Annotated in this window: 22 protein-coding genes, 3 tRNA genes and 2 pseudogenes; 14 read left to right on the plus strand and 13 right to left on the minus strand. The window is 59.7% G+C overall.

Annotated features, from left to right (window positions below; genetic code table 11):
- Window positions 1–31: 31 nt before the first annotated feature.
- Complete coding sequence (locus XB14_RS09225; RefSeq protein WP_077961301.1) at window positions 32–1,009, minus strand: quinone oxidoreductase family protein; 978 nt, start codon at window positions 1,007–1,009, stop codon at window positions 32–34.
- A 9-nt stretch (window positions 1,010–1,018) separates the two neighbouring features.
- Window positions 1,019–1,744: a phosphatidylcholine synthase gene (gene pcsA, locus XB14_RS09230; protein WP_077961302.1), complete on the minus strand. Its 726-nt coding sequence runs from the start codon at window positions 1,742–1,744 to the stop codon at window positions 1,019–1,021.
- Window positions 1,745–2,018: 274 nt separating this feature from the next.
- Between pcsA and XB14_RS09235 the strand changes: the two genes are divergently transcribed.
- Window positions 2,019–3,230 (plus strand): UbiH/UbiF family hydroxylase, encoded by a 1,212-nt coding sequence (locus tag XB14_RS09235; protein ID WP_077961303.1) that lies wholly within the window; start codon window positions 2,019–2,021, stop codon window positions 3,228–3,230.
- On the opposite strand, the gene XB14_RS09240 is transcribed toward XB14_RS09235, so the two are convergent.
- Window positions 3,198–4,160: an AEC family transporter gene (locus XB14_RS09240; protein ID WP_077961304.1), complete on the minus strand. Its 963-nt coding sequence runs from the start codon at window positions 4,158–4,160 to the stop codon at window positions 3,198–3,200. The two genes, XB14_RS09235 and XB14_RS09240, sit on opposite strands and share 33 nt — an antisense overlap.
- Window positions 4,161–4,279: 119 nt before the next feature.
- Window positions 4,280–5,026, minus strand: a complete 747-nt coding sequence (locus XB14_RS09245) for a cytochrome c biogenesis CcdA family protein (RefSeq protein WP_077961305.1) — start codon at window positions 5,024–5,026, stop codon at window positions 4,280–4,282.
- A gap of 191 nt (window positions 5,027–5,217) precedes the next feature.
- Here XB14_RS09245 and XB14_RS09250 point away from each other — a divergent pair.
- Window positions 5,218–5,293, plus strand: a tRNA-Lys gene (locus XB14_RS09250).
- An 891-nt stretch (window positions 5,294–6,184) separates the two neighbouring features.
- Here XB14_RS09250 and XB14_RS09255 read toward each other — a convergent pair.
- Window positions 6,185–6,766, minus strand: coding sequence for a hypothetical protein (locus XB14_RS09255; protein WP_077961306.1), 582 nt, complete (start codon window positions 6,764–6,766; stop codon window positions 6,185–6,187).
- A gap of 373 nt (window positions 6,767–7,139) precedes the next feature.
- Here XB14_RS09255 and XB14_RS09260 point away from each other — a divergent pair, with 373 nt between their 5' ends.
- On the plus strand, window positions 7,140–7,406 hold the full coding sequence (locus tag XB14_RS09260; RefSeq protein ID WP_077961307.1) for a hypothetical protein: 267 nt from the start codon (window positions 7,140–7,142) through the stop codon (window positions 7,404–7,406).
- 247 nt (window positions 7,407–7,653) lie between these two features.
- Here XB14_RS09260 and XB14_RS09265 read toward each other — a convergent pair whose 3' ends face one another.
- Window positions 7,654–7,992, minus strand: a complete 339-nt coding sequence (locus tag XB14_RS09265) for a hypothetical protein (protein WP_077961308.1) — start codon at window positions 7,990–7,992, stop codon at window positions 7,654–7,656.
- 199 nt (window positions 7,993–8,191) lie between these two features.
- Here XB14_RS09265 and XB14_RS09270 point away from each other — a divergent pair, with 199 nt between their 5' ends.
- The 3 genes from XB14_RS09270 to XB14_RS09280 all read left to right on the plus strand — a co-directional run bounded on the left by XB14_RS09270 (window position 8,192) and on the right by XB14_RS09280 (window position 9,289).
- Window positions 8,192–8,431, plus strand: a complete 240-nt coding sequence (locus tag XB14_RS09270; RefSeq protein ID WP_077961309.1) for a hypothetical protein — start codon at window positions 8,192–8,194, stop codon at window positions 8,429–8,431.
- Between the two features lie 186 nt (window positions 8,432–8,617).
- Window positions 8,618–8,872, plus strand: coding sequence for a YMGG-like glycine zipper-containing protein (locus XB14_RS09275; RefSeq protein ID WP_077961310.1), 255 nt, complete (start codon window positions 8,618–8,620; stop codon window positions 8,870–8,872).
- Between the two features lie 153 nt (window positions 8,873–9,025).
- Window positions 9,026–9,289 carry a hypothetical protein gene (locus XB14_RS09280; protein WP_077961948.1) on the plus strand — a complete coding sequence of 88 codons (264 nt, stop codon included), beginning with the start codon at window positions 9,026–9,028 and terminating at the stop codon, window positions 9,287–9,289.
- 65 nt (window positions 9,290–9,354) lie between these two features.
- On the opposite strand, the gene XB14_RS33915 is transcribed toward XB14_RS09280, so the two are convergent.
- A complete protein-coding gene (locus XB14_RS33915; RefSeq protein ID WP_077961311.1) occupies window positions 9,355–9,789 on the minus strand; it encodes a DUF2441 domain-containing protein in 435 nt (144 codons plus the stop codon).
- A gap of 48 nt (window positions 9,790–9,837) precedes the next feature.
- On the minus strand, window positions 9,838–10,818 hold the full coding sequence (locus XB14_RS09290) for a GlxA family transcriptional regulator (protein WP_077961312.1): 981 nt from the start codon (window positions 10,816–10,818) through the stop codon (window positions 9,838–9,840).
- A 414-nt stretch (window positions 10,819–11,232) separates the two neighbouring features.
- Between XB14_RS09290 and XB14_RS09295 the strand changes: the two genes are divergently transcribed.
- The 6 genes and pseudogenes from XB14_RS09295 (at window position 11,233) to XB14_RS09325 (ending at window position 18,267) form a co-directional block, all read left to right on the plus strand.
- Window positions 11,233–11,937, plus strand: coding sequence for a class I SAM-dependent methyltransferase (locus XB14_RS09295; protein WP_143348306.1), 705 nt, complete (start codon window positions 11,233–11,235; stop codon window positions 11,935–11,937).
- A 65-nt stretch (window positions 11,938–12,002) separates the two neighbouring features.
- Window positions 12,003–12,725 (plus strand): FkbM family methyltransferase, encoded by a 723-nt coding sequence (locus tag XB14_RS09300; RefSeq protein ID WP_077961314.1) that lies wholly within the window; start codon window positions 12,003–12,005, stop codon window positions 12,723–12,725.
- Window positions 12,726–12,824: 99 nt separating this feature from the next.
- On the plus strand, window positions 12,825–13,673 hold the full coding sequence (locus tag XB14_RS09305) for a glycosyltransferase family 2 protein (protein WP_077961315.1): 849 nt from the start codon (window positions 12,825–12,827) through the stop codon (window positions 13,671–13,673).
- Window positions 13,674–13,996: 323 nt separating this feature from the next.
- Window positions 13,997–14,393: pseudogene (locus tag XB14_RS09315) on the plus strand (type II toxin-antitoxin system HicB family antitoxin).
- Between the two features lie 251 nt (window positions 14,394–14,644).
- Window positions 14,645–17,170, plus strand: coding sequence for a polysaccharide pyruvyl transferase family protein (locus XB14_RS09320; RefSeq protein WP_077961316.1), 2,526 nt, complete (start codon window positions 14,645–14,647; stop codon window positions 17,168–17,170).
- A gap of 59 nt (window positions 17,171–17,229) precedes the next feature.
- A complete protein-coding gene (locus tag XB14_RS09325; protein WP_077961317.1) occupies window positions 17,230–18,267 on the plus strand; it encodes a hypothetical protein in 1,038 nt (345 codons plus the stop codon).
- On the opposite strand, the pseudogene XB14_RS09330 reads toward XB14_RS09325, so the two are convergent.
- The 4 genes and pseudogenes from XB14_RS09330 to XB14_RS09345 all read right to left on the minus strand — a co-directional run bounded on the left by XB14_RS09330 (window position 18,148) and on the right by XB14_RS09345 (window position 20,128).
- A pseudogene (locus XB14_RS09330) lies at window positions 18,148–19,099 on the minus strand (IS630 family transposase). The gene XB14_RS09325 and the pseudogene XB14_RS09330 overlap by 120 nt on opposite strands.
- A 299-nt stretch (window positions 19,100–19,398) precedes the next feature.
- Window positions 19,399–19,475, minus strand: a tRNA-Arg gene (locus XB14_RS09335).
- A gap of 34 nt (window positions 19,476–19,509) precedes the next feature.
- Window positions 19,510–19,815 (minus strand): ETC complex I subunit, encoded by a 306-nt coding sequence (locus XB14_RS09340; protein WP_034791376.1) that lies wholly within the window; start codon window positions 19,813–19,815, stop codon window positions 19,510–19,512.
- Between the two features lie 236 nt (window positions 19,816–20,051).
- A tRNA-Pro gene (locus XB14_RS09345) sits at window positions 20,052–20,128 on the minus strand.
- A 242-nt stretch (window positions 20,129–20,370) separates the two neighbouring features.
- Here XB14_RS09345 and XB14_RS09350 point away from each other — a divergent pair.
- Together XB14_RS09350 and XB14_RS09355 are read left to right on the plus strand one after the other, a co-directional pair.
- Window positions 20,371–21,546: a GGDEF domain-containing protein gene (locus tag XB14_RS09350; RefSeq protein WP_077961318.1), complete on the plus strand. Its 1,176-nt coding sequence runs from the start codon at window positions 20,371–20,373 to the stop codon at window positions 21,544–21,546.
- Between the two features lie 504 nt (window positions 21,547–22,050).
- Window positions 22,051–22,680: a DUF1062 domain-containing protein gene (locus XB14_RS09355; RefSeq protein ID WP_077961319.1), complete on the plus strand. Its 630-nt coding sequence runs from the start codon at window positions 22,051–22,053 to the stop codon at window positions 22,678–22,680.
- Between the two features lie 65 nt (window positions 22,681–22,745).
- Here the strand turns inward: XB14_RS09355 and XB14_RS09360 are convergent, their stop codons facing one another.
- On the minus strand, window positions 22,746–23,399 hold the full coding sequence (locus XB14_RS09360) for an outer membrane protein (RefSeq protein WP_077961949.1): 654 nt from the start codon (window positions 23,397–23,399) through the stop codon (window positions 22,746–22,748).
- Between the last annotated feature and the right edge of the window lie 152 nt (window positions 23,400–23,551).

Genomic DNA, 23,551 nt, shown 5'->3' on the forward strand with positions numbered 1-23,551 from the left:
CTGTTGATCCGCGTCCGCCTTAAGGCTTCGATCACGGAATCAGCAGTGTTGTTCCACTTGTTTTTCTTGTCTCGAGATCCGTATGCGCTCGCCCCGCATCGGCAAGCGGATAAGTCTGATTTATATTGATACGCACTTTGTTGCTTTGCACAATATCAAACAGGGAATTTGCACACGCTTCCAGCGCAGGCCGCGTGGCAACATAACCAAAGAGTGTCGGGCGCGTCGCAAAAAGCGATCCCTTCTGCGCCAGGAGACCGATGCTGAAGGCCTCTACCGGACCGGACGAATTGCCGAAACTGACCCAAAGACCACGGGGCTTGATGCAGTCCAGCGACGCCGGATAGGTGTCGCGGCCGACGGAATCATAGACGACGTCGACGCCGCGGCCGTCGGTCAGTTCCTTGACCCGCGCCACGAAATTGTCGGTGCGATAGTTGATGACGTGGTCGTAGCCGTGCGCCAGCGCCAGATCGATCTTGTCCTGCGATCCGGCGGTGCCGATCACGGTCGCGCCGAGCGCCTTGGCCCATTGCCCGGCAATCAGGCCGACGCCGCCGGCAGCGGCGTGAAACAGGATCGTCGTACCCGGGCCGACCTGGTAGGTCTGATTGAGCAGATACTGCGCCGTCATGCCCTTCAGCATCATCGCCGCCGCGGTCTCCAGGCTGATGCCATCAGGCACCTTCACCAGTTGCGCGGCATCGACGTTGCGTTCGCTCGCATAGGCGCCGTCGGCCGAGGCATAGGCGACGCGATCGCCGACCGAAAACAGGCTGACGCCATCGCCGACCGCAGTCACGACGCCGGCGCCTTCCTTGCCCGGCACGAAGGGCAGGCCCGAGGCCGACTTGTAGAGGCCAGTGCGGAAATAGACATCGATGAAATTGAGACCGACCGCCACTTGGCGGATCTGCACCTCGCCCGGCCCCGGCGGCGAGAGTGTCACGCCTTCGAGTTTCAGGACCTCCGGTCCACCGAGTTCGCGTACCACAATCGCCTGTGCCATTACCTGCTCCTATTTCCGGCCGAGATTCGGGAAAATCTGCAGCACGAAGCCAATCACGTAGAGATAGATGCCTGTGACGACAAAGCCGGTCACGACCCATGCCGGCGTCGCAAAATGCAAGAGCAATGCGTAGATGCCGAGCGCCGACCACAGCAGGAAGATGCCGAGGTTGAGCGGCCGCAAGCGCTGGACGCGGACCGGGTGAAGGAAGTTGATGGGAAGGAAGGTCAGGACCACCGACACGAAGACGACGATCGACGCCGTTAGCTCACTGGCCTGGATGACGAACAGGGTGAAGACGATCATGTTCCAGACGACCGGGAAGCCGGAGAAGAAATACTCGTCCGTCTTCATGCCCATGTCGGCATAGTAGATGGCGCTCGAAACCACGATCGCTCCGGCGGCCACAAAGGACCAGGGTTCGCCGATCATGCCGCTCTGATAGAGCGCAAAGGCCGGCAACAGCACGTAGGTCACGTAGTCGATGACGTTGTCGAGCGTATCGCCCGACCAGTTGGGCAGCACTTCCTTGACCCGGACCTTGCGGGCGATCGGCCCGTCGATGCCGTCGACCAGCAGCGCCAGCCCCAGCCACCAGAACATATCGACGAAACGGTGCTCGGCCGCGGCCACGACGCCGAGGAAGGCCAGAAACGATCCCGATGCTGTCAAGATATGCACGGAGAAGGCGCGGATCTCGGCGTAGGGAACTCGTCTGTAGTTAAAGAACTTCATATGCGGACGCCGCCCACCCCTGCTGTTTTTCCCCGTGCGGGCCTTGACCCGCCTCGACCGCTCTGCGGCGCATTGCCCGTAATATGCACCCTTTGCAACGCATCGCCACTAAAATTCAAGTATTACAGCCTCCCCTCGCCCCATTGTCCTGTGGACACCTGCAAATTGCTTCTGCGCTGATTCTACCCATTTATTTCGCGCGCACCGGCGACTAGAGGTATGATCGGGTCTGGACCAAGACGCCTCAGAGCATGCGTGAAAGGTTGGTTGCATCATGGATCACTACGACATCGCCATTGTCGGCGCCGGGCTCGCCGGATCGCTCGCGGCCATCGCGCTTGCCAATGCCGGCTACCGCGTTGCCTTGATCGGGCCGGAACCGGCGGTCGGCGACGGGCGCACCACGGCACTGATGGATCAATCGATCGAGTATCTCAAGAAACTCGACCTTTGGGCAAAGGTCGAGCCGCTGACCGCACCGCTTGCGACCATGCGCATTCTCGACGGGACCAACCGGCTGCTGCGCGCACCGCCGGTCAATTTCCGCGCCTCCGAAGTCGGGCTCGACGCCTTTGGCTACAACATCCCGAATGCGCCTTTCATCGACGTTCTCCGCCAGCGCGCCGAAGAGAGCGCGACATTGACGCGCATTACCACCTCGGCAACTGGATTCGACCTTTCGGATTCGGTCGCGACGATCGCGCTCGCCGACGGCAGCCAATGCAGCGCGCATCTGCTCGTCGGCGCCGACGGTCGGCGCTCGCCGGTACGCGAGGCGGCGAAGATCTCCGTCAGCACCTGGTCCTATCCGCAGACGGCGGTCGTTCTGAACTTCGCGCACGAGCTGCCGCACCAGAACATCTCGACCGAATTCCACACCGAAAGCGGCCCCTTCACCCAGGTGCCCCTGCCCGGCAATCGCTCCAGCCTCGTTTGGGTGCGCAAGCCTGACGATGCGGCTGAGACGGTGACCCTTGATCTTGCCGCTCTGTCGCGCGCGGTCGAAGACCGGATGCAATCGATCCTCGGCAAGGTGACCGTCGAGGACACGCCGCAATCCTTCCCGCTGTCCGGCATGACAGCACAACGCTTCGGCACGGGCCGCGTCGTGCTTCTCGGCGAGGCCGCGCACGCCTTTCCGCCGATCGGCGCACAAGGGCTCAACCTCAGCCTGCGCGATGTGATGACGCTCGTCGATATCATCGGTCCGGCAAACGGAGAGGCGCTTGCGGGCGATATCGGTGACCGCTTCGACAGCCGTCGCCGGCCAGACATCATCAGCCGCACAGCGAGCGTCGATCTGCTCAACCGCTCGCTGCTGTCAGGTTTCCTGCCGGTCCAGGCGTTGCGCGCGCTCGGGCTGCATGTGCTTTCCGCCGTTGGGCCGCTGCGCAGCTTGCTGATGCGCGAAGGCGTTCACCCCGGCAGCGCGCTCAATGCCTTTAAGGAAGGCTTAAGGGAAAAGATCGGGCGGAAGAGCGCCTGAACGGATCAGGTAAAGCAGGCCGGTCACGGTGGCGACCGATAGCGTCGTAGTGATCAGGATCGTCGCCGAGGCCCGCTCCTGCCAGACGCCATACTGGTGACCGATGACGAAGACATTGGTTGCCGTCGGAAGTGCTGCCAAGAGCACCGCCGTCTGCACCCAGATCGGATCATAGTTCCCCGTCAGGCTCATGGCGGTGAACATCACGAGCGGATGCAGCAGCAGCTTCGCTGGAACGATGTAGCCGATCTCGACCGGAATGCGCTTGATTGGACGCAGCGCCAGCGTCACGCCCATGGCAAAGAGCGCACAAGGGGCTGCACACTGGGCGAGATAATCGATCAACCGCTGAACCGGCACCGGCGGCTGCACCGCGAAGAAGGCGGCAACGACGCCGGCAAGCGTCGCAAGGATGAACGGGTGAAGGATGATCTTGCGCGCGACGCTGGCGGCAAGCGCCAGCGGCTTTTCCTGCCGGCCGCCCGATATCGCCATCATTGCAGGTGCTACGGCAAAGTGGGCGGCATTCTCGAAGCTGAAGATCAGCGCCACCGGCACGGCGGCCGCATCCCCCAGGGCAAGAAGAGCCAAACCGGGGCCCATGTAGCCGATATTGCCGTAAGCGGCGCCAAAACCCTGGATCGTCGCCTCGGCAATGGAGTTGCGCCTGACATAGACGCCGATCAGGAAGATCAGCGAAAAGACGATGTAGGTCGCGCCGACCGTGGTCAGGATGAAGTCCGCGCGCGCCAGTTGCTCGATCGGGGTGCGCGAAACGAGCTTGAAGAACAGAGCCGGCAGCGCGAGATAGATGATGAAGGTGTTGAGCCAGCCCATCGCCTCGCCCGGATGCTGGACGAAGCGCGCCGTCAGATAGCCGAGAAAGATCAGGCCGAAGAACGGCAGCACCAGGCCCGCGATTTCCGTCATCTTGTTCCTCGCATCCTTCACCTTTCCGCGCCGACGCCCGCCCGCACGCCTAACCCACGAACCGGCCTGACGATTAGGCCGGTCCCAGCGAAAGTGATTCTAAAATACGAGAATATGCCCTAGCCGATTTTCATCAGGATCGGGAAGGTCGTCTGGAACCAGATGGCGACGGAACTGATGAAGCCGAAGAGGAAGGCAAGGCCGGCGAGTACCAGCAGCCCGCCCATCAACTTCTCGACCAGGCCGAGATGACGGCGGAAGCGGAAGAGAAAGCGCATGAACGAGCCGGAAAACGCAGCGGCGATCCAGAATGGCACGGCAAGGCCGAGCGAATAGATGGCAAGCAGCATGGCGCCGTCGGAAACGGTATCGCGCGCAGCGGCGACCCCAAGGATCGTGCCGAGCACCGGGCCGATGCAGGGCGTCCAGCCGAAGGCGAAGGCGAGCCCCATGATATAGGCGCCCGACAGCGTCGCCGGCTTGCCGCCCCCCTGGAAACGGGCCTCGCGCGCCAAGAGCCCGATCTTGAACACGCCGAGGAAATGCAGGCCCATGATGATGATGATCACGCCGCCGATGCGCGACAGCAGATCCATATGCTGCCGCAGCAGCACGCCGATCGACGAGGCACCCGCCCCAAGCGCCACGAAGACGGTCGCGAAGCCGAGCGTGAACAGAAGCGCTGCCGGCAGGACGGCGCGCCGGGTACTGCCGATCGTCGCCGCATCACCGCTGCGGAACTGATCGACCGAGACACCAGCCATATAGCACAGATAGGGCGGCACCAGGGGCAGAACGCAGGGAGAGAGGAACGAAAGGGCGCCGGCAAGTACAGCGGTCCAGATGGAAATATCGGCGATCGACAACGGCAAGAACTCCGGCAGGCGGCATTTGGGGCATTCCTTAGCCGCAGGATCATGATGATACCAATCACCTTTTGGCGATCATTGCGCCATGCACGGTTTCTTCACAAAACCCGCAATTTTTCGGTTGACCGGGGGGAACCACGCGTGCATATGTCCGCCCACTTCCGCCGGGCTTCAGGGCCGCGGCCAGGGAGCGCGTAGCTCAGCCGGTAGAGCAACTGACTTTTAATCAGTAGGTCCAGGGTTCGAATCCCTGCGCGCTCACCAACGAATTCAAGGGGTTAGGGTCATTCCTGACCCCTTATTCATGCGACCAAGCAGTAACATGCTTTCCCTTATTTTCCGGGCTTTATCAGGCGCTTCCGGCCCTTCCCGGTATCAAAATGATCTCACGAAAACATGAGGGCGGAACGCCTCAGAGCCGCAGGCTCCAAGGGTCGCTTGCACGCGCCGGGAAGTTGCCACTTGGACCCGCTGACGTGTCTTTCGCTTCGCTCATTGCGGCCCGATCCTCTCTGAGCCTGAAACGAGAAAAGGCGCCGGATGATCAGCCCAGCGCCCTCAGTTCGTTATGCCGTGTCGTCTGCTGGCTTAGGCGACTACCATTGCGCCACAATTGTTCACCAAGCCACGGGCTGATCGCGCCTGCATCTCGTAGGCCTCATTCATCAGCTCGTTGCTATGATAAAGCCGGGTCTTTTGTGGGTTCACCGCGCCCGCCAATGACTACACGAAGACCGAGAACAAAGTGCGCGATCGATGCCGCCTTCACTATTCTGAGACGCACCCCGCGGAGCAATCTCTCTCCCGACGGGCCCGGCCGACAATACTGCGGCGCCGGCCGGGAAACCCGAGGAGGTAACCTTCACCAATCTGCCGGAGTGGTACGAGCTTTTCTGCCTCTGCAAGCGATGTGGTCGCCAGAGGCAGCTCGATCGCCAAGCTTTGGCAAGCCGCTTCGGGAAGTCGCAATCGATCCTGGCGCTGGCGCGGCGGATGCGCTGTAGAAAGTGCGGCAACATGAGCGGCAACGTAATCAAGGTTCGGAAAGCTGAAGCGGTGAGTAAGCGCGCGCGGAGCGTTCGAAGCACGACCCGAGATGTTAAAGTGATATCCGATCGCGATTCACGCCGATTTTTACACTGCCGGACGACCTTCTCACTGGTAGTCCGGCATATGGTCGTGTGTTTCGCTTTCGTGATAGTCGATAAGCAAGAGTATCAGTAGAAACACATGCGCTACCAGCGAAACAGTAACCAAAGCCTCTTGCTCGACTGCTCCAAAGAAACCTGATGTTGTCATGGGCGAGAGCGCGAGGATGTAACCAATATTAACAAGAACCCATGTTTTTTTCTTCGGTTGCTTCGCTCCAAGCAGTACCCATCCTGTAAGCACGAGAACCCCCAACGTGAACAAGACAGCCGTTGCCTGAGGCAGAAAAGAGAGAACCGCCGACACGACAAATAGGAATGACGAAACAACAAACAGCAGAAAATCCGTCAGACCTCGTAGCCCCTTAACTTCATTCGAAAAATGCGCGTGATCATCAATCGTCACTTTGATCCTAAAGAGAAATTGGAACGCAATCCAAAGCCAAGTGTCGGCGTTTAGCCACACTTGTTCCCATGTAATATAAGCGGAATTTCGCGCCCACTGGGATATCGATAGTTCGAATCCAAGTATTACCGCAAGCCCCATGCTCAAATTGGCCCGTTGATAGAAATTCATCGAACTTGCCATAGGAACACCCTCCCGCCCTGTATACTTGTATCACTACCTAGGGGTAGCCATAAATACGCCGTTCTAGTTAGGTCCGATCATCCAAAGCCGCGAATCCGGAGCATCCTGGACAGCAAGGAGGACGTTGCTCGATAGGACTTAGGTCCGACGCTCCAGCGCAAAGGTCCTACCCGCATTGCCGAATCTCATTCGCATTGCCATTCCTAGTTGAGCGTCAACCGCACTTGACGCGAGTGACCCCAGAGCGCGCCCCAGCCCCAGCAACGCTGCGCTCTGGGGGCCACGCTGCCAAATCCTCTACCCGAAATCTAGTGAACACCTATGCGCCTTTCGGGGGGCTGACCTAGCCTTGTCCCTCAATGGAGTACATGAGATGGCCGATAAGAAGCGACGAACAATGAGCCGGAGTGAAATCCCGAATTTCGTGGCCGAGATGATCGCGGCGCACTGCGACATCACCGCAGTTGGCCACGGAATGTATGTCATCGGAGACGTTGATGCGGGCGAGCGGGCTATGAAAGATGCCCAGCGTATCGGCGAGAAATACGGCGCCCGAGATCCCCTGAAGCTGGAGATCGTTTCCTACCTCTGGTCGATCGGCAGATACATAGAGCTTGCCTCCGAAAGCACGCGGCACTGAAGAAGCTATGCCATACGATGGCTTCATTTCTTCAGCGCTATCTCCGCAAGCGTTCCGAGCGCGAGCCCGATCAGGAGCATGTACATCCCCCTACCGATTGCTTCCCCGGTTGACGCGCCGTTGGGGAACACCGCGCGTCGCTGCAAGCGTTCGCTGGCCCTGGAAGCAGACCAAGCACATTCAGCCCGGAGTCCGGGTGATTGATCTCGTCGACCTGTCGCCGCGGACGGCAAGTCGGGACCCGTCCCTAGAAATCGAAATAGACCGTGACGCCGGATCGACGGTGGTAGCGGTAGTTGTCACGGTAGCCGTAATAGCCGCGATCGCGATAGCCGCCGTAGTACCCATAGTGGCGCGGGTAGCAGCGGCCGTAGTAGCCACACGAACGCCAGGCGTGCCGTCTATCCCACCGACGATCCCATCGGCGATCGGCGTGCCAGCGACGATGGCTTCGATGGTTGACCTGTTCGACAGAGTTGACCTGTGCGTTTTCGGGGTTCGGTACGAAAACCGGAGCAGCGCTCAGCGGCATGGCGAAAGATGCTGACAAGCCGATCGCTGCGAAGGCGGACAAGAGCTTTCTCATCGTAACTCCTCCTATCTGGCAATCATTCTGGGCTTATGAGCCTGAACCTCCGATGAATACCTAGCCCACACGGATTAAACGGCCTCGGGCCATTGGAACCGTCGCTGTGAACCACAAGTCCGGCGGGACGGGTGTGTGATGTCGGAACCCTCCCGCCGAATCGACAGTTCCTTCCTTGAGCACCACAAGGAGATACAAAGTGGCGAACGATCTGAAGGCGGGCTTTACCGGAAGGCCGACTGAACCACCCTCCGGCGCCCGCAAGGTCGCAAAAGCAGCCGCCGGTGCTGTCAGCCGCGAGGCAAACGAGGTGGTCGCCGGCGCTGCGGATCACCCATACACCGCAACCGGCTTAACGCTCGCAGTCGGCTGCTTTGCCTTTGCGATTGGCTACGTCATGGGCCGATCATCGGTCGATGGCCGGCAGAGCCACTGGTAAGCGTTCCATTGCCCAAGAGGTCTGCCGCCGGCGGCGGCTCGACCACGGAGTGCTTGTCTCGAGGAATCCGCCACTCCAGGAAACACCACACTCGACAATTCGTCGCGTTGCGTAGATGCTGGGCTTCACGCTGAGGATGCAAGGTCGCGACCTTCTGAGATTGGTATCGAGCAAAGGGGTGAACGCATGAGAAAGCTTGTCATTGCGCTTGGATTGATTGGTACGCTTGCGTCCTGCACGCAAACAGAGAAAGGGACCGCGATCGGCGCCGGTACCGGCGCCATTATCGGCGGCGCGGTAAGCGACAGTTGGGGCGGCGCGGCTATCGGTGCGGTGGCCGGTGGCGTTATCGGCAACCTCATCGGACGCTCCCAGGAGCGCCAGGGCTACTGCATCTATCGTGACCGCTACGGGCGCCGGTACGAGGCACGCTGCCGGTAAGGGCATCGCCATCTGACATCGCGACAGGCGCACCTCGATCAACCCTTGCGTGGAAAAGATCGAATGCGCCTGCACGCGCGGCTGAAGCTGCAGGAATTTGGCCGACGCCGAACTTGGCGGGACGTCCTCAATCAAGCGTGTTACACTGTGAAAATGACTGACGAAGAGCAGACCTACGAATTTTCAGAATTTTCCGGCCAGTTCAGTGACGATGGCGTCGTCGTGGAGTTGCGGATCTACCGGCAGGCTGGCACCAATCGCGACTGGACCCTCGAGGTTATCGACGAGGAAGGCTTCTCCACCACCTGGGAGGATCCCTTCCCGACGGACCGCGAAGCCTTCGAGGAATTCATGGCCACCGTCCAGCGGGACGGCATCCAGGCCTTTACCGACGAGCCGCCGCAAACGGTTCACTAGCGCCATACCATCGGGGGACTGCGGCCCGACTGGCCGCTGGCATGCTATGTCGGCCCCACCGAACCTCAGCACGCGCGGCGCCTGACGGATGACGCACTACGCCGCGAACCGCTAGAAAATGCCTCAAAACACCTGGACAACCTGGATCGGTGAGGCCGAAAGGACTTCACGGCCCCCTCGCCGCGCCCCTCCCAGTAGTCACGCGCCTGGCGGAACGGATCCAGGAAAGACATCGTCTCGTTCTCGTTCAACAGGTTCAGCGTGCCGACATGTTGCTGGGCGCCGAGTTCGACAAACTCGACGTCGTGAAGCACCAGGAGAAGATGGGGATCGTCTGCCGATTGATATCGCACTGCATCCTCGCAGGTAGAACACATGAAGTACGCATTCATCTGCGATGGGGCATGGGCAGCGTAGGCTCCGCGGGCCTGCTCGAAGTGCAGCTCACGAGCCATCAACAAACCGTCGCCGAAGTGATTTGGCCGGTAACGCCTGAGCATGCGCCCGAAATTGTCGGGCTCTACGACACTGCCTTCATATTGCCTTCTCTACGCTTCCGCGCCTCTTCGTGCCAAGCGCATCTTCAGCGGGCTCATCCCATACTCGCGGTTATAGGCGCGCGAAAAAGCAGACAGGCTGTCAAAGCCACAGCGAAGGGCGATTTCCCGGATCGGGCTGGCGGAATCGCGCACCAGTCGGTGGGCGAACTGAAGGCGGAGGCGAAGATAGTAAGCCCCGGGGCTCGTCGACAATCCCCTGGCAAACAGCAACTCCAGCTTGCGCTGCGAGATCGACAACCGCTTCGTCAGCGCGGCGATCGTCAAAGGCCGCTCCAGCGTGCGTTCCATCAGGCGGATAGCCTCGGCAAGCTTCGGATCACGCGTCTCGATCCGGCCGAGCGAAACATAGGGCTGCACGTCGGCGGCATTGTGCGTCTGGTCGTAGACGAAGATGCTGGCGACATCGAGCGCCAGCGCCGAGCCCAGCCTCTGCGTGATCCAGTGCAGCATCATGTCGAAGGTCGGCGAAGCGCCGCCCGACGTCCAGAACTTACCGTCTATGACGAACCGGTCGCCAAGCACGCGAAGCTCCGGAAAGGCCTGGCTGAAATCTTCCAGCTCTTCCCAATGTGCCGTCGCCTTGCGCCCATTGAGCAGACCGCTGCGCCCGAGCAACCAGCAGCCCGATTCGATCCCGGCAACGATGTCGAAATGGCGCGAGCACTCCTGCAGTGCGCCAATGAATTTCTTGCCGGCATGGCGATCGAGGTTGAAGCCGCCGATCACCAGCAATGCGTCGCCGGAAAGCGGCTGGCCAAGCATGCCCTCGACCGCGATCGGCACCCCGCAGGTCAGGACCACCGGCGTGCCGTCGGCCGAAAGCAGCCGCCAGCGAAACACCTCGCGGCCCGAGATGCGGTTGGCCGCGCGCATCGGATCGAGCACCGAGGCGAGCGACATGATCGACGACTCCGGCAGGATGACGACTGAAACTTCGATCACAGATTGTGGACGTCCATCGGCGGGCATGCGGGAAATGTCAAATTTCAAGCGGGATTTGTCAATTCCCCTCTCACCTTTCGGGCATTATCAGACCGTATCGATCTCCCTACGCGCGGCGCTGCAGCCCCGCGCAGAGACGTTCCCCTTTCCGCCTTTGCCGGAACGGGCCGGTCGGAAACGTTCCACCGGCCCGTTTTTTTATGCAACGTTTCGAAGCGGCAGACTGCGCTTGCGCCACGCCTCAGCTTGCGTTCACCAGCAGGAGCGCCGGTTATGGAAGGGAGGCAGGCGACACGGTTTCCTTGGGCGCACGTGCCGCCCGTCTCAGTGCGGAAACGCACGGCGTGCCCGGCTTCGATGCTCCGAGTATCCTCATCGCCGCGGCTTGCGCTGGCAACGCATATAAGCCATTAAGCATCTCCGCAACTGAGGGAGACTATGATGCTGGGGGCGATGAAGAACTTCGTAAAGGCGACAAAGCTCATCGGCCGCATTCCAAAGATCGAGCAGAAACTTGACCTGCTTCTTTGGGAGACCCCGGATATCCCGCGCGACTTCTTCCCCAAATTCGTCGAAAGCGCGCGGCAGATGGGCTGGTTGGAGAGCGCAAAACAGCACAAGCCATTGACCGCCGATGGCGAGGCTTGCCCCTGGTACACCTACCCGATGCTGCACTTCCTTGGCACCAGGCACCTGGCCGATTTGCGCGTATTTGAGTATGGCAGCGGCAATTCCACCCTTTGGTGGAGCCGCAAGGCGAAGTCGGTCGTCAGCGTGGAACACGACCGCGGCTGGTTCGAGCTGATCTCGAAACAGTCCCCGGCCAACGTCAGTTACAACTATCGCGAACTGGTGGAGGGTGGCGACTACTCCACCGAGGTGACGCGCCATCAAGACGTGCCGTTCGACGTTGTCGTCATTGACGGCCGTGATCGCGTAAATTGCGCCAAGGCGACGATGAGCCTGAAGCAGAAGCCATCCGCGATCATCTGGGACAACAGCGAACGCGAGAGGTATCAGGAGGGCTACGACCTCTTGATCAACAACGGTTACCGCCGCCTCGACTTCGACGGTTTCGGACCGGTCAACGGTCGCCCCTGGCGGACGTCCGTGTTCTACATGCCGGACAACTGCCTTAAAATCTGAGGCTGAATCACGTTAATCCTGGCCGGGCGCTTCGTCCGGAAGACACTGCCATTGCTGAGGGAACTATGATCAAGGGAAAGCTGTTGAAACGGGCGCTTCGCTCAGCAGCCTCGATGCTGACGCGACAGGGTTTCCATGTTTCCGAGGAGCGCTATTCGGCGGCGTACCTGAAGCGCTATGACTTCGAGATCAACACCTTCATCGATATCGGCGTCTATCAAGGCAGCCCGGTGTTCTACGAGCTTTTCAAGGATAAGAAGTTCATCCTGATCGACCCGCAGCCGGATACGATGGAAAAGGCGGCCGAGAGCGTAAAGGGCCTCGACTTCGACTACATCCAGTCAGGGGCAGGCGCGACGAGGGGTACGGCGACCCTGGCGCTCGAGGGCCCCTCCTCCAGCTTGATGAAGCGCAGGGACTGGAAGCGACAAGCGGAAAAAACCGTAGAAATCCAGATCGCCCCGCTTGACGAGCTGCTGGCGAACAGAGGCTATTCCGGTCCGTTTGGGCTGAAAGTCGACACGGAAGGCTTCGACCTTGATGTCCTCAAGGGCGCCGTGCAAACGCTTAAGGAAACGCACTTCGTGTTTACCGAAGCCAGTCTTCGTCGCCGGTTTGAGGGCGGTTATCGGTTTTCGGAACTTGTCGCCTTCATGGCCGAGCAAGGCTTCGAAGTTGCCGACGTCATCCCGCATAGGTCGCACAATCGCCTGGTCGACGTCCTCTTCGTGCGCGCGGGCAGCCCAGCCCTGGAACCGAACGCCGTTCCTGTGCGTACGGTCGGCTAGTAAACAGGCAGACTTAGTTTCCACCGGATACTCAGCGCGCGCCCGGCAACGACAATTCTGCCGTTGAACGGGCGTAGACCGCAACAGGAACTGGCATCGATGCGCGTAACACTTGCGATATGCTGCTACAACGCCGAAGAGACGATCGAGCGGACTCTCGCCTCGGCCAGACAATTGGACTGGGATGATCTGGAGATCCTCGTCTGCGACGATGCATCCACGGACCGATCCGCAGACGTCGTTCGATCCATCATTCAGCAGGATTCCCGCGTAAGGCTGGTCGTTCACAGCGCCAACAAGGGCAATGCCGGCGCACGCAACACCCTTGCGCGCGAAGCCACAGGCGAGATTCTGGCCTTCCTGGATTCGGACGACGAAAACGCTCCGGGGCGGCTAAAGGTTCAGGTGGAAAAGCTGCTGGCGGCGGAAGAACGCCATTCGGCGCCGGTCTCAGTCTATTGCACGAGGCGCGTGATCTCCGGCGGCAAGACGACGAGCCTGAGCGCCATGGGTACCCTGCATCCGGTCGGCGGCAACGCGGTTGCCCTCCATCTGCTTTGCAACGATCCCATCCCCGGCGGTGGAAGGGTCGGCACCTGCACGATGCTCACCCGGGTTTCGACGTTGCGCAAGTTTACCTTCGACGAGGATTTCCGCCGAGCAGTCGATCGTGAATGGGCCATTCGTTTCGCCTTGGGAGGCGGATTGATCGCTGGCTGTGAAGAAAGCCTGGTCACGCAGCACCTTAGCCTCACAGACGGCAAGCGGGCCCGACAGAACGATGCACGACGTCAGGTGGTCCAGAAGTTCCGGTCCTACCTGCTGGAGCGGCGCTCCTATCTCTACGCGCTGACGATCCACCGCCCCGGCCGCATGTACACCAAGGGCCACAGGCTCCTGTTCGCGCCCGTTACCGCGGTTCTCTCTTGCTTTCGGAAACGCGGGTAGCTTCCTGCTCGTGTAGTGCGGCGCAGAGCTTCACAAATATCCCCGAGTGAAGTCTCCTCGATAAAAGCTCTGGCCTCGTCGCGCCCCCGCGACAAGGCCTTCGCCGAGGCCGGTGTCGCGGCTGCCAGCTGGGCACCCGCCTTCCGGCGGCGTCTGCGTCTTCTCGACGTCCGAGCCGCTGGCATTTGCAGCTAGGCGCAGCGCGTTGCCGATGACCCCCGGCTGATCGGCCCACTCGCCTTTGGGGTTCTTGCCGGTGACACAGATCGTCCATCCACGCCCATTCACCGGGAAACCGGTCTGCGGGGCGGTCAACGACCGCAATAGGCCAATCGAGCAGCGCAGTGGACGCCGACAGCGATTTCGGTGCGTCCCTTCCTGATTTTCCAGGTGTTCTAACCGCAGGCACCAGCCTCGAAGATGCGCGCGCCATGGCTGACGAAGCCTTGGCGCTGAATATCTACGGCCTAGTCGCTGATGGGGAGGCGATTCCCGAACCTTCATATTTGGATGCCGCGATGGCCGATCCTGAGAACAATGAGGGCGTTGCCATTCTAGTAGCACTCAAGACTGAGGCGAAAAAATCGGTCCGCGTAAACCTCACTTTACCTTGATGATGTTCTTCAGCAAATCGACGCCTTTGTAGAGGCTTGCGGACTGACCCGTTCAGGATTTCTGGCAAAGGCCGCCAAACGAGAGATGGAACTCGAGATGGCATGAGTATCAGAAGCCCGGGGTTCCCCTCGGGTTTTCTTTTCCAGTCTGAAGCCATATCGATGCAGTTCGAATTGAGCCATATAGACCTGATGAGGTGAGGTGAGCGCTGTGCAGTCGCCGCGGCTGACCGGGTGGCGATTAGCTGTACGCCTGCTTAAGCTGAACTGTCACAGATGCGCACGCTTTGAAAGGTTTGCATCGGGACCAAACGGCTGATAAGCGTCCGTCACCCAGACGAGGAGCGATGAAGCAGGATGTGGGTAGACGATGAACTTTGGCTCAATGCGGGCCGATGGGTGTTAAGGTTGGCCCCCCACTACGGCACAATCATCACCCTCAATGAGTTTGTGCCGCTGAGCCAGAACTGTCTGCCGATCGAATTCGCACATATCCTTGAGCCTGATACGTGCGCCATCGTCATTCCCATCGGAGATATTGATCGGCTGCCCCTTGCCTGGATCTCGGAACTCGACATGTTCCGCGCATTGTATGCAGACGCCTCTTTTGTCGTGCTTGCCAAGCGCATCTCCTCAGACCTCGACGAGCGAGGGACGCACGCGCCAGAGGTTCTGGCGATTCGGGAGAGAATCTTGGCCGGCGACGCGGTCAGAGCGAACCATGTCGACCATGACCTTTCGACTGCGACCAACGGTGATCAGTATGGTTTGTTGATCACCGCCAGCATGACTGGCAACTGCGGCGACAAGCTCCTCGCAGCGGCCGCTCTGGACCTATTGCAACAGGCGAACCCTGCCTTGAAATGGATCGTCGCCGACCCGGCTGTCGATCGGCAGCTAGTAGCGCGATCGACAATGGTGGCCCTCGGCCCTGGCGGATACCTGTACGATCTTCACAATTTCGAGGGGAACACCCTTTACTACCAAAACATAGGAAACTTTTTCCGTTTTGGCTTCGTTGCCCAAGAGTATGACAAGCCACTCATCTCTTTGGGCCTAGGCTACCAAGGCGTAGTCAGTAAGAACACGGCGAAGTACGTCAGCCGATCATTGAGCCGCGCTCTACTCATAACGACAAGAGATGTTGAGACTGCTCGCTTCGTCGTTGATCACTTGGCGCCCTCTCCGCCTCTGATTTCCGGCGACGACTTTAGCCTTCAGTTCAGGGAAAGGCTTGCCTCACTGTCGAGCGCGCGGCCAAATGCTCCCCCTTATATCGTTTTTTGCGGCAACGCGTCTTTTAGCCAAACGGACACGGGACTGATTGCATCTGCCTGCCAGTCCAAAAGCATCGCCATCCATCTGATCATCCAGGCCGCAGAGGATGTAACTTCTTGCGAGGATTGCCTTCATCAGCTTCAAGCCTTAGGCGCGGATGCGAAGATCGTTGACCTTCGGCAGGCCCTACACACCGAGTTTATGATGGAGATTGCTCATTCATCTGCAGTGATCACCTCGCGATTCCACGGGATGATGCTTGGCTACATGGCCAACCTCCCGGTTTTCGTCAAAGGCGAGATTGGCGACAAGCGTCATCGCTTCTACTCGACCGTCCCGTCCGAAGAGACCTTCGTCTTCGGCAATGCAGCCGGCATTGTGGACGCGATTCTGCCATTAATTTCATGCACGCCGTCGGTCCCAGATAGACCATTGACGCGGCAACTGGCAGGGATAAGCAACATCAGGAAGCTTGTTCAAACGGCCCTGTCGCCAGCCCTTCTCGAGACTTGCCCGCCACCGGCAAAAATGCAACTAACGCCTACCAGTTTAGGCCCCATGGAGAAGACATTGGATCAGAGACAGCAACTTGACGACATGAGCAGCAAGATCGCCGCGCTGAAGAGCCTGGTCAACGAAGAATCGCAGCCGAACATCAATGCGCTGTCCGAGGCCATCAGAAACGTAAATGTGCTGGCGCTGAACGTGAAGTTTTTCGGCTATGAGCTGGCACGTGCACTCGCCGCCGCGCTTCCCGTTCGGGCGGGCCTGTCTCCGACGTCCGTGCCGTTAAAGTCGAAGCCGAGCACCCAAGCCGATCTTGAATCCGATTGGGTCGCCTACTGGGCTTCAAAGCTGAAGGTTCCGGTCATTTTCCATCGGAAGCTCTGGGAACTTTGCTATGCGATGCAGGCGTTCCACGATGCCGGTGTGTTGGGCGAAGGGAGGCGTGGCCTCGGCTTCGGATGCGGGACGGAACCGCTGCCGTCCCTGATGGCATCATACGGCGCTGAAGTTGTTGTTACGGATCTCCATCCCGAAGCTCAAAACACCCAAGGATGGGCGAACACCAACCAGCACACGAAAACACTGAACGAAGCCTTCAAAGATCACCTAGTGTCGAAGGACGTATTCGATCGAAAAGTATCGCTCGAATACGTCGACATGAATGCCATCCCCAGCCACCTGCGCGACTTTGATTTCTGCTGGTCTATCTGCGCCCTTGAACACCTAGGCAGCATAGAGAAGGGCTTAAATTTCATCGAGAACTCGATCGACGTTCTGAAGCCCGGCGGCGTTGCAGTCCATACGACAGAGTTCAACTTCACCCGCGACGACATCACCTTCGACCATTGGAACACAGTTCTTTTCCAGCGTAAGCACTTTGTGGAAATCAGCGAACGACTTACAGCAAAGGGCTACAAGGTCGCGCCGCTGGACTTTGACGTCGGCAACAAGCCCCTGGACAAGTTCATTGACGTTCCGCCGTTCCCCCACGACATGGGGGATTACATGCGAGACATCTGGGGGAACGACAATAACCACATCAAGGTGTCGGTCGACGGCATCCCCGCAACCTGCTTCGGCATGGTCATTACCAAGTAACACAAGAACTACGGAGGGGAGTCTTTGACGACTGCACGTGTAGCGATCGCGTTGCGTAGATGATTTACGTTTTCTGCGGACTCCCCTCCCCCCACGCCATGTTCGCGGCTCGGCTTGGAGTAGATATATTCCGGGAACGGTTCCGAGATTACCACTACATTGTCGCCAATACTCTAGACCAGCTTCGAGATGGCCTTGCACAAAGAGGCGAGCGCCATGCCTTGCTTTATTTTGACGTCCCTGACGAAAAAATATGCCAATCAATCGTGAAGCATGGCATCCCGACGGTTCTCATCGTCGAACCGGTTGAGCAAGCTGTCCTTTATTCAATGCAGGCTCGTTCACTTTCCGTGCTGGAAGCGCTTCGGTTCGTTAGTCAGTCAGCGTCAGCATTGTTTCCGATTGCGTCGTCCGAGACGATCGTTCCGCTTAGGCTGGGAACCCACTCGGCCGAGTTGGAAACCCTCATCAGCCGGATATCGTTATCGTTGGGATTCTCCCTGACCTCGCAGAATGTCCAGAATATCCTGGCGCTTTATGGCCAAGCCGAGGGAGCCAAAATCCGTCCGCTGGCTGAGATCATCGACGAAAGGATCGAGCACGCGATCGAAGCTAGATCTAGCGCCTCGAAGCTTACGAAAGGCGAGCGAGAACTTATCAGTGCCGCGGCCAGCAACTATGATCCTCTCATGTCGGGAGAGTCGGTTCAGCGGATCACTTGGCCGGTGGCTATGTGCTTAAGCGGCGAAAAACCACATCATGGGCTCAACGGCCCGGTAGATATGACAGGTCCGGCGCGGGCCATAAGTTTCGGGCCATACATGCATCTCCCGAGTGGGGTTTGGCGCGCCGAGGTCACATTCTCCGTCGAGAAGAACTTCTCCGGCAATTCGATAGTCGTGGATGTCTTGGCGGATGGAGAAATCGCAGTTCTCGGGAAAAGCCCGCTGCCCACAAGCGGATCATTCACCGTTCAGCTAGAATTTGAAGTAACGAGGCCGCACGTGCCCTTGGAGGTTAGGACTTTCATCGGGACTGGTGCGATTGAAGGCGAGTTTGAACTTGTCGATGTAACGCTGGTTAGGCTCGATCCGTAGCCTTTGCGTCCATGTGATCAGTGCTTGGCAGCCGACGTCGCCTCGATCGCCGAGACGAATGTTCGGAACGTGGTAGGGCGGCAGGAACCAGAGCCGTGCGCCAGCCGCCGTAACAATCTGGCCGATAGCTGCCGATTTGTGGTTGCCGAGAGTGTCCATGATGACAATGTCGCCGGGTTTGAGGGTGGCGCGAGCTGCTGTTCAACATAGGCGCGGAAACATTGGCCATTGATCGGCCCGTCGGAGACGCAGGGTGCGGTGAGCTGGTTGCAACGCAGTGCGCCCGGGAGCGTCAGCGTGCGCCAGTGGCCGTGCGGAGCAAAGGCGCGCAAGCCTTCGAACCCAGCCACGCAGCGGCGTCATGTTGGTCTTGGTCCAGGTCTCATCGATAAACACCTGTCGCCTGGGATCGAGAGCACCCTGCCATGCCTTCCATCGCTGACGTCGGCGGACAATGTCGGCACGGGCCTGCTCAAGGGCGAACGGCTTTTTTTTTGAAGCGCAGCCCCTCGCGCCGGATGAATTGCCACACCGCATTGTGGGAAACGGTCACACCGCGCCCCGCCAGTTCGGCCTTCAATCCGAAAAGGGTCAGTTGCGGGTTCTGGGTGAGCCGCTCGGTGATGAAGGCGCGATGCGGCTCCAGAATGCGCTTGCGATGGCCACCCATCTTGCCCGGCGCGACCGAGCCGGTCGCCCTCTAGCGCTGCGGCCACTTCACCATCGATGAAACCGAGACACCAAGGCGCGCCGCAACCGAACGGCAGTTCTCACCCGCCAGAACCGCGGCAACAACACGTTCGCGAAGATCATTCGAAAGGGCTGGCGTCATCAGATACTGGCCTCCGCCCAGCCAGCATCTTGAAACACTAAACCGGCCTGCCGGCTCACGGCCTTCATAAGCCACTCGTCCAGATGATTGCCGAGAGCGGCAACAGCCGCAGCAGCAAACTAAAGGCGCAGCTCGGGTGGCGGAGCGACTCTCTGGCGAACCTTTACCCCGAACACGGACAAGAACCGGCTTGCAGTTTCGGGCGCGGAGAAACTGAACGTAAACATCCTAACCTCTCACTCTAATATTAGTGAGGGATTGAGCAGAGTTTCTTATTCGAAAACAGTTATTTAAAAAACTGGCGACCCCTGCAGGATTCGAACCTGCGACAACCTGCTTAGAAGGCAGGTGCTCTATCCAACTGAGCTAAGGGGCCGTTCCGGGCGGGGCCCGGCGAATGCGGCTGGACCTCAGTGAGTCCAGGGCTGCATCCGGTTGAAACGGAAGTTGTCCGGATAGGACACACTCTTGCGGGTCGCTTCCTTCGGCGCGATTACGCGGTATTCGATGCCGTTGCGCTCGGCGTATGCGATCGCCTGCTCGGCGTTTTCGAAAGTCAACCGCAGCTGCTGCTTCATGTCGCCGGAGCTGGTGTAGCCCATGATCGGGTCGATGGTGCGCGGCTTTTCCTGATCGAACTCCAGCACCCACAGATTCGTCTTGGCCTTGCCAGACTGCATGGCGGTCTTTGCTGGACGATAGATCTTTGCGGACATGGTTTCGAGCGGCTCCATACTTTTGCTGGCAACATTCTCGGGCGCCAGCATTCCGTCTTCCCATAACGCAGAATGAATTAAAACGGAATGACTTTTGGCTGGATAAATTTGGCTTTCCGCGGAGAACCGCCGATCTTTTCCGACAGCTTAAACTGGGCGTCGGCAACGCATCGCGGAACCGCACAATTATCCAAGGGAGAAGCGAGGAGACAGGCGCCGTAATCGCGCCTTAATGATGGTCGGAGTGGAGAGATTCGAACTCCCGACCCTCTGGTCCCAAACCAGATGCGCTACCAGACTGCGCTACACTCCGTGCCAACGGCGCCGGAGATACACGCTTCGCCCTTGGGCTGCAACATGAAAATTCGCTGACATTGGGTGCCGGACAAGCCCGCCTCACTAAACCACGGTCCAATGCCGTACGAATTGTCCCGATCTGGAATAAAAAAGCCGGTTTGTCATTCGAATTTAGGAATCGCTCAATCCATTGCGGATAGAGCGGAAACGGCGCGCTGCCGTGCCGTGCCCGCCTCCCAAGCCCGCCCGAGCGATCCCATGACTGCCCAACTCGACCTCGCCACCGTTCTGCTGCTTCACAAGTCGTCGTTCCTGGTCGGCGCCTTCTGCTTCCTCTATGCGCGCTGGCAATCGCCGCGCGACGAAGGTCTCGGCATCCTGGCGAGCGGGTTCCTCTTCCTGGCGCTGGCCTCGACGCTCGCAGGCTACGGCGAACAGAAGTTGCTGCCGCCCCATCTGTGGACGCTCTCCAGCTTCACGCTGGGGATCGGCGGATACGCGCTGTTCTGGATCGGTGTGCGTCGCCTCAGCGCCGGCCGGCGTCGTCTGGCGGATTGGCTGGCGCTTTGCGTGCCGGTCGCCGGCGCGCTCATCGGTCTCATCACGCATTTTCACGTGGTCAATTACATCCGAGCCAGCGTCTTCAACGCCGCCGCATTCCTCTTCCTCGCGGCTTCGGCCTTTGCGGTCCTCTCCGATCGCTCGCGAGAGCCGCTCCCGGCCCGCGCCATACTCTCGGCCGGCATGGCTGTCGGGGCCAGCCTTTGCCTTGCTGTGGTCATTGGCCTTCTCAGGCCCGGCACCGTCCCGATCACCACTACGTACGCCTTCTTTCTCTCGATCATCTGCCACTTCGCCATCGCGCTCTTCGCCCTCGTGCTCGTCAAGGAGCGGGCGGAAGCCGCGCTGCGCCGGTCGGCTGACACCGATGCGCTGACCGGCGTCGGCAACCGACGCTGGTTTCTCGCGCAGTTGCCGAAATCAAGCTGGCAGGGCGATTGCCTGATCGTCATGGACCTCGACCATTTCAAGCGCATCAATGACCGCTACGGTCACCACACGGGGGATCAGGTCCTCGTCGCCTTTGCCGAGCTCGTGAAGAAAAACCTGCGTCGGGGCGACGGCTTCGCGCGCCTCGGAGGCGAGGAGTTCGGGCTCTATCTGCCGCGAACGAGCGAGGGCCAGGCATTCGCGATTGCCGAGAGGCTGCGCCGCGCCGTGGAAGACCTGCAGGTGGTCGCCAATGGGCAATGCGTGACGGTCAGCGTCAGCATCGGGCTGACAGCCGCCAGCGGCACGGAGCGCTCCTGGGAGGACTTGTTCAACAGAGCCGATGCGGCGCTCTATGCGGCCAAACGCGGCGGTCGCAACCGCGTGGCATTCGATTCGGCACCCACCGAACCGGAAGCCTTAAGCCTCGACCGCGCCAGCTGATCCAGGCTCGCGCTTCACCGCAAAACCATCATCAAAAAAAAGGAAGCGGACCCAAGCATTTCCGATCCGCTTCAGATGGAGGTATGAGGTGCATTTTACCGCAATGCGCCTCGATCCACGTGTGGCCAAATCTTGCCTAGGCCGCCGGAGATTGCCACCTTGGCGCGAGCCTGTGGCTTTGCTGCACTTTTCAACTGGCGCGCAAGGCTATAGGACGACCGGGCAGCCACAATCGCGCTGTCTCTCCTGGAGTCTCGCCTTGCCTTTGTAAAGTCCGGTCTCGCTAGTTTCACTCCGTACGCCCGATAGCGCTCAAGCTGTCGGATTGAATTTTCATGCGTTCGTTGAGGTGGCGGTTCGAGACCGGAATGGCATTGCCGATCTCAAGCCCGACGTAATTTCGTCAGGCGGAACCATCACCTCCAAACGCTGCCAGACCGCGTCCCCGGAACGGGTACTCAAACCGTCGTCTCGATGGACTTCCAATTGGAAGAACCAGACGACATGTCTCACACATTGACGGTCCAGTGGACCATCGAACCACAAACAGCACCCCGCCCCCTTCTTGCCTGCAGCCGCTGCGGCGGCCACCGCCCTTTCCTATGCAGCGACAAGACACGGCTTAACGCCAATGGCTGTCGGCTCGATGCCTGGCTGATCTATCGCTGCGCGGTCTGCGAAGACACCTGGAACCGACCGATCTTCGAGCGGCGGAATGTCGCCAATGTCGATCCCGACGCACTCGCAGCGCTTCAAGGCAACGATCCGGCGTGGATCCGCCAGGTGGCATTCGACATTGAAGGCCTTCGCCAATACACGGACCGGATCGAGGACTTTGCCGATTGCCATGTGGAAAGGCGCGTATTGAGCGGGACCACGGACTGCGCGCGGCTCGAGATCCTCCTTGTTGCGACCGGCGCGAGCAGCCTGCGTGTCGACCGCCTGCTGTCGACGGAACTCGCGGTTTCGCGGGCCAGGCTGACCAGGTTCGAAGCGGATGGGCTGCTCACGCTGTTGCCCGAAGCGCGAAAAGGTCTGCAACGCCCGATCAGGCATGGCAGCCGCATCGTCCTCGATCTTGCGGCGGAGGATGACCGAGCCGAAATCGCCGAGCGTGCCCGTGGGGCCTCCTAACCCAGCGGGAATCACGGAGCGCCGGGCATCGCGCCGGCGCTCCGTGATCCGAATATGGTTGCATATCAGAACTTTACGCCGACACCGACTGTGAACTGGTGCTGGTCGATGTCGACATTGACGCCGCCGAAGTCCTTGTCACCATAGTCGTTGTAGCGATACTCGGCGCGGCCGAATGTCCTGTCGGTGAAGGAGTAGTCGACGCCGGCACCGATCGTCCAACCGTTGAAGGTTTCCTTTTCCTTCGACGCACCGGGCACATCGACGAAGCCTCGGGTCACGGCCCAGCCACCAGCGCCGTAAAGCAACGCCTTGTCATTCAGCACATAGCCGACGCGGCCGCGTATTGCACCGGAAACGTCGGTACCGACCTCAGTCGAGGTTCCGCCGATGTCGAACGTCTTGTCGTTCCAATTGTAGTTGACGTCACCCTCGATGCCGTAAACCCAGTCGCCCTGCTGATAGTTGAAACCGGCAAAGGCACCGAGCAGACCGCCATTAAAGTCTTCGGAAGCGCTGCCGCCAGGCGCACTGAAATCCCCATTGAGCCAGCCACCGCCCCCCTGGAGGCCGACGTAACCGCCGGTCCACACGAATCCAGGCGATGTCTGCACGACCGGGGCCGGCGGCTGGATTAGATCAGCCGCCAGATCCGCCGCCATCGCCGTCTGCGCAGCGGCGGAAGCCGCCATGATTGCAACAAGCACAGTCCGGATCACCACGGATGCCTCCTGCTGTCATCAGAAGAACATTAGGAACTCATTAACGCGTAGTCTGCCCGAACGGCTTCACGATCTCAACCATGAAACCGGTTGGGTTCAGACACATAATTTAGGGGCGGATCCTTGGAGAACAAGGAGGGCCGCGAGGC

The sequence above is a fragment of the Ensifer adhaerens genome (genome assembly GCF_002007205.1).
Lineage (GTDB): Bacteria > Pseudomonadota > Alphaproteobacteria > Rhizobiales > Rhizobiaceae > Ensifer > Ensifer adhaerens_D.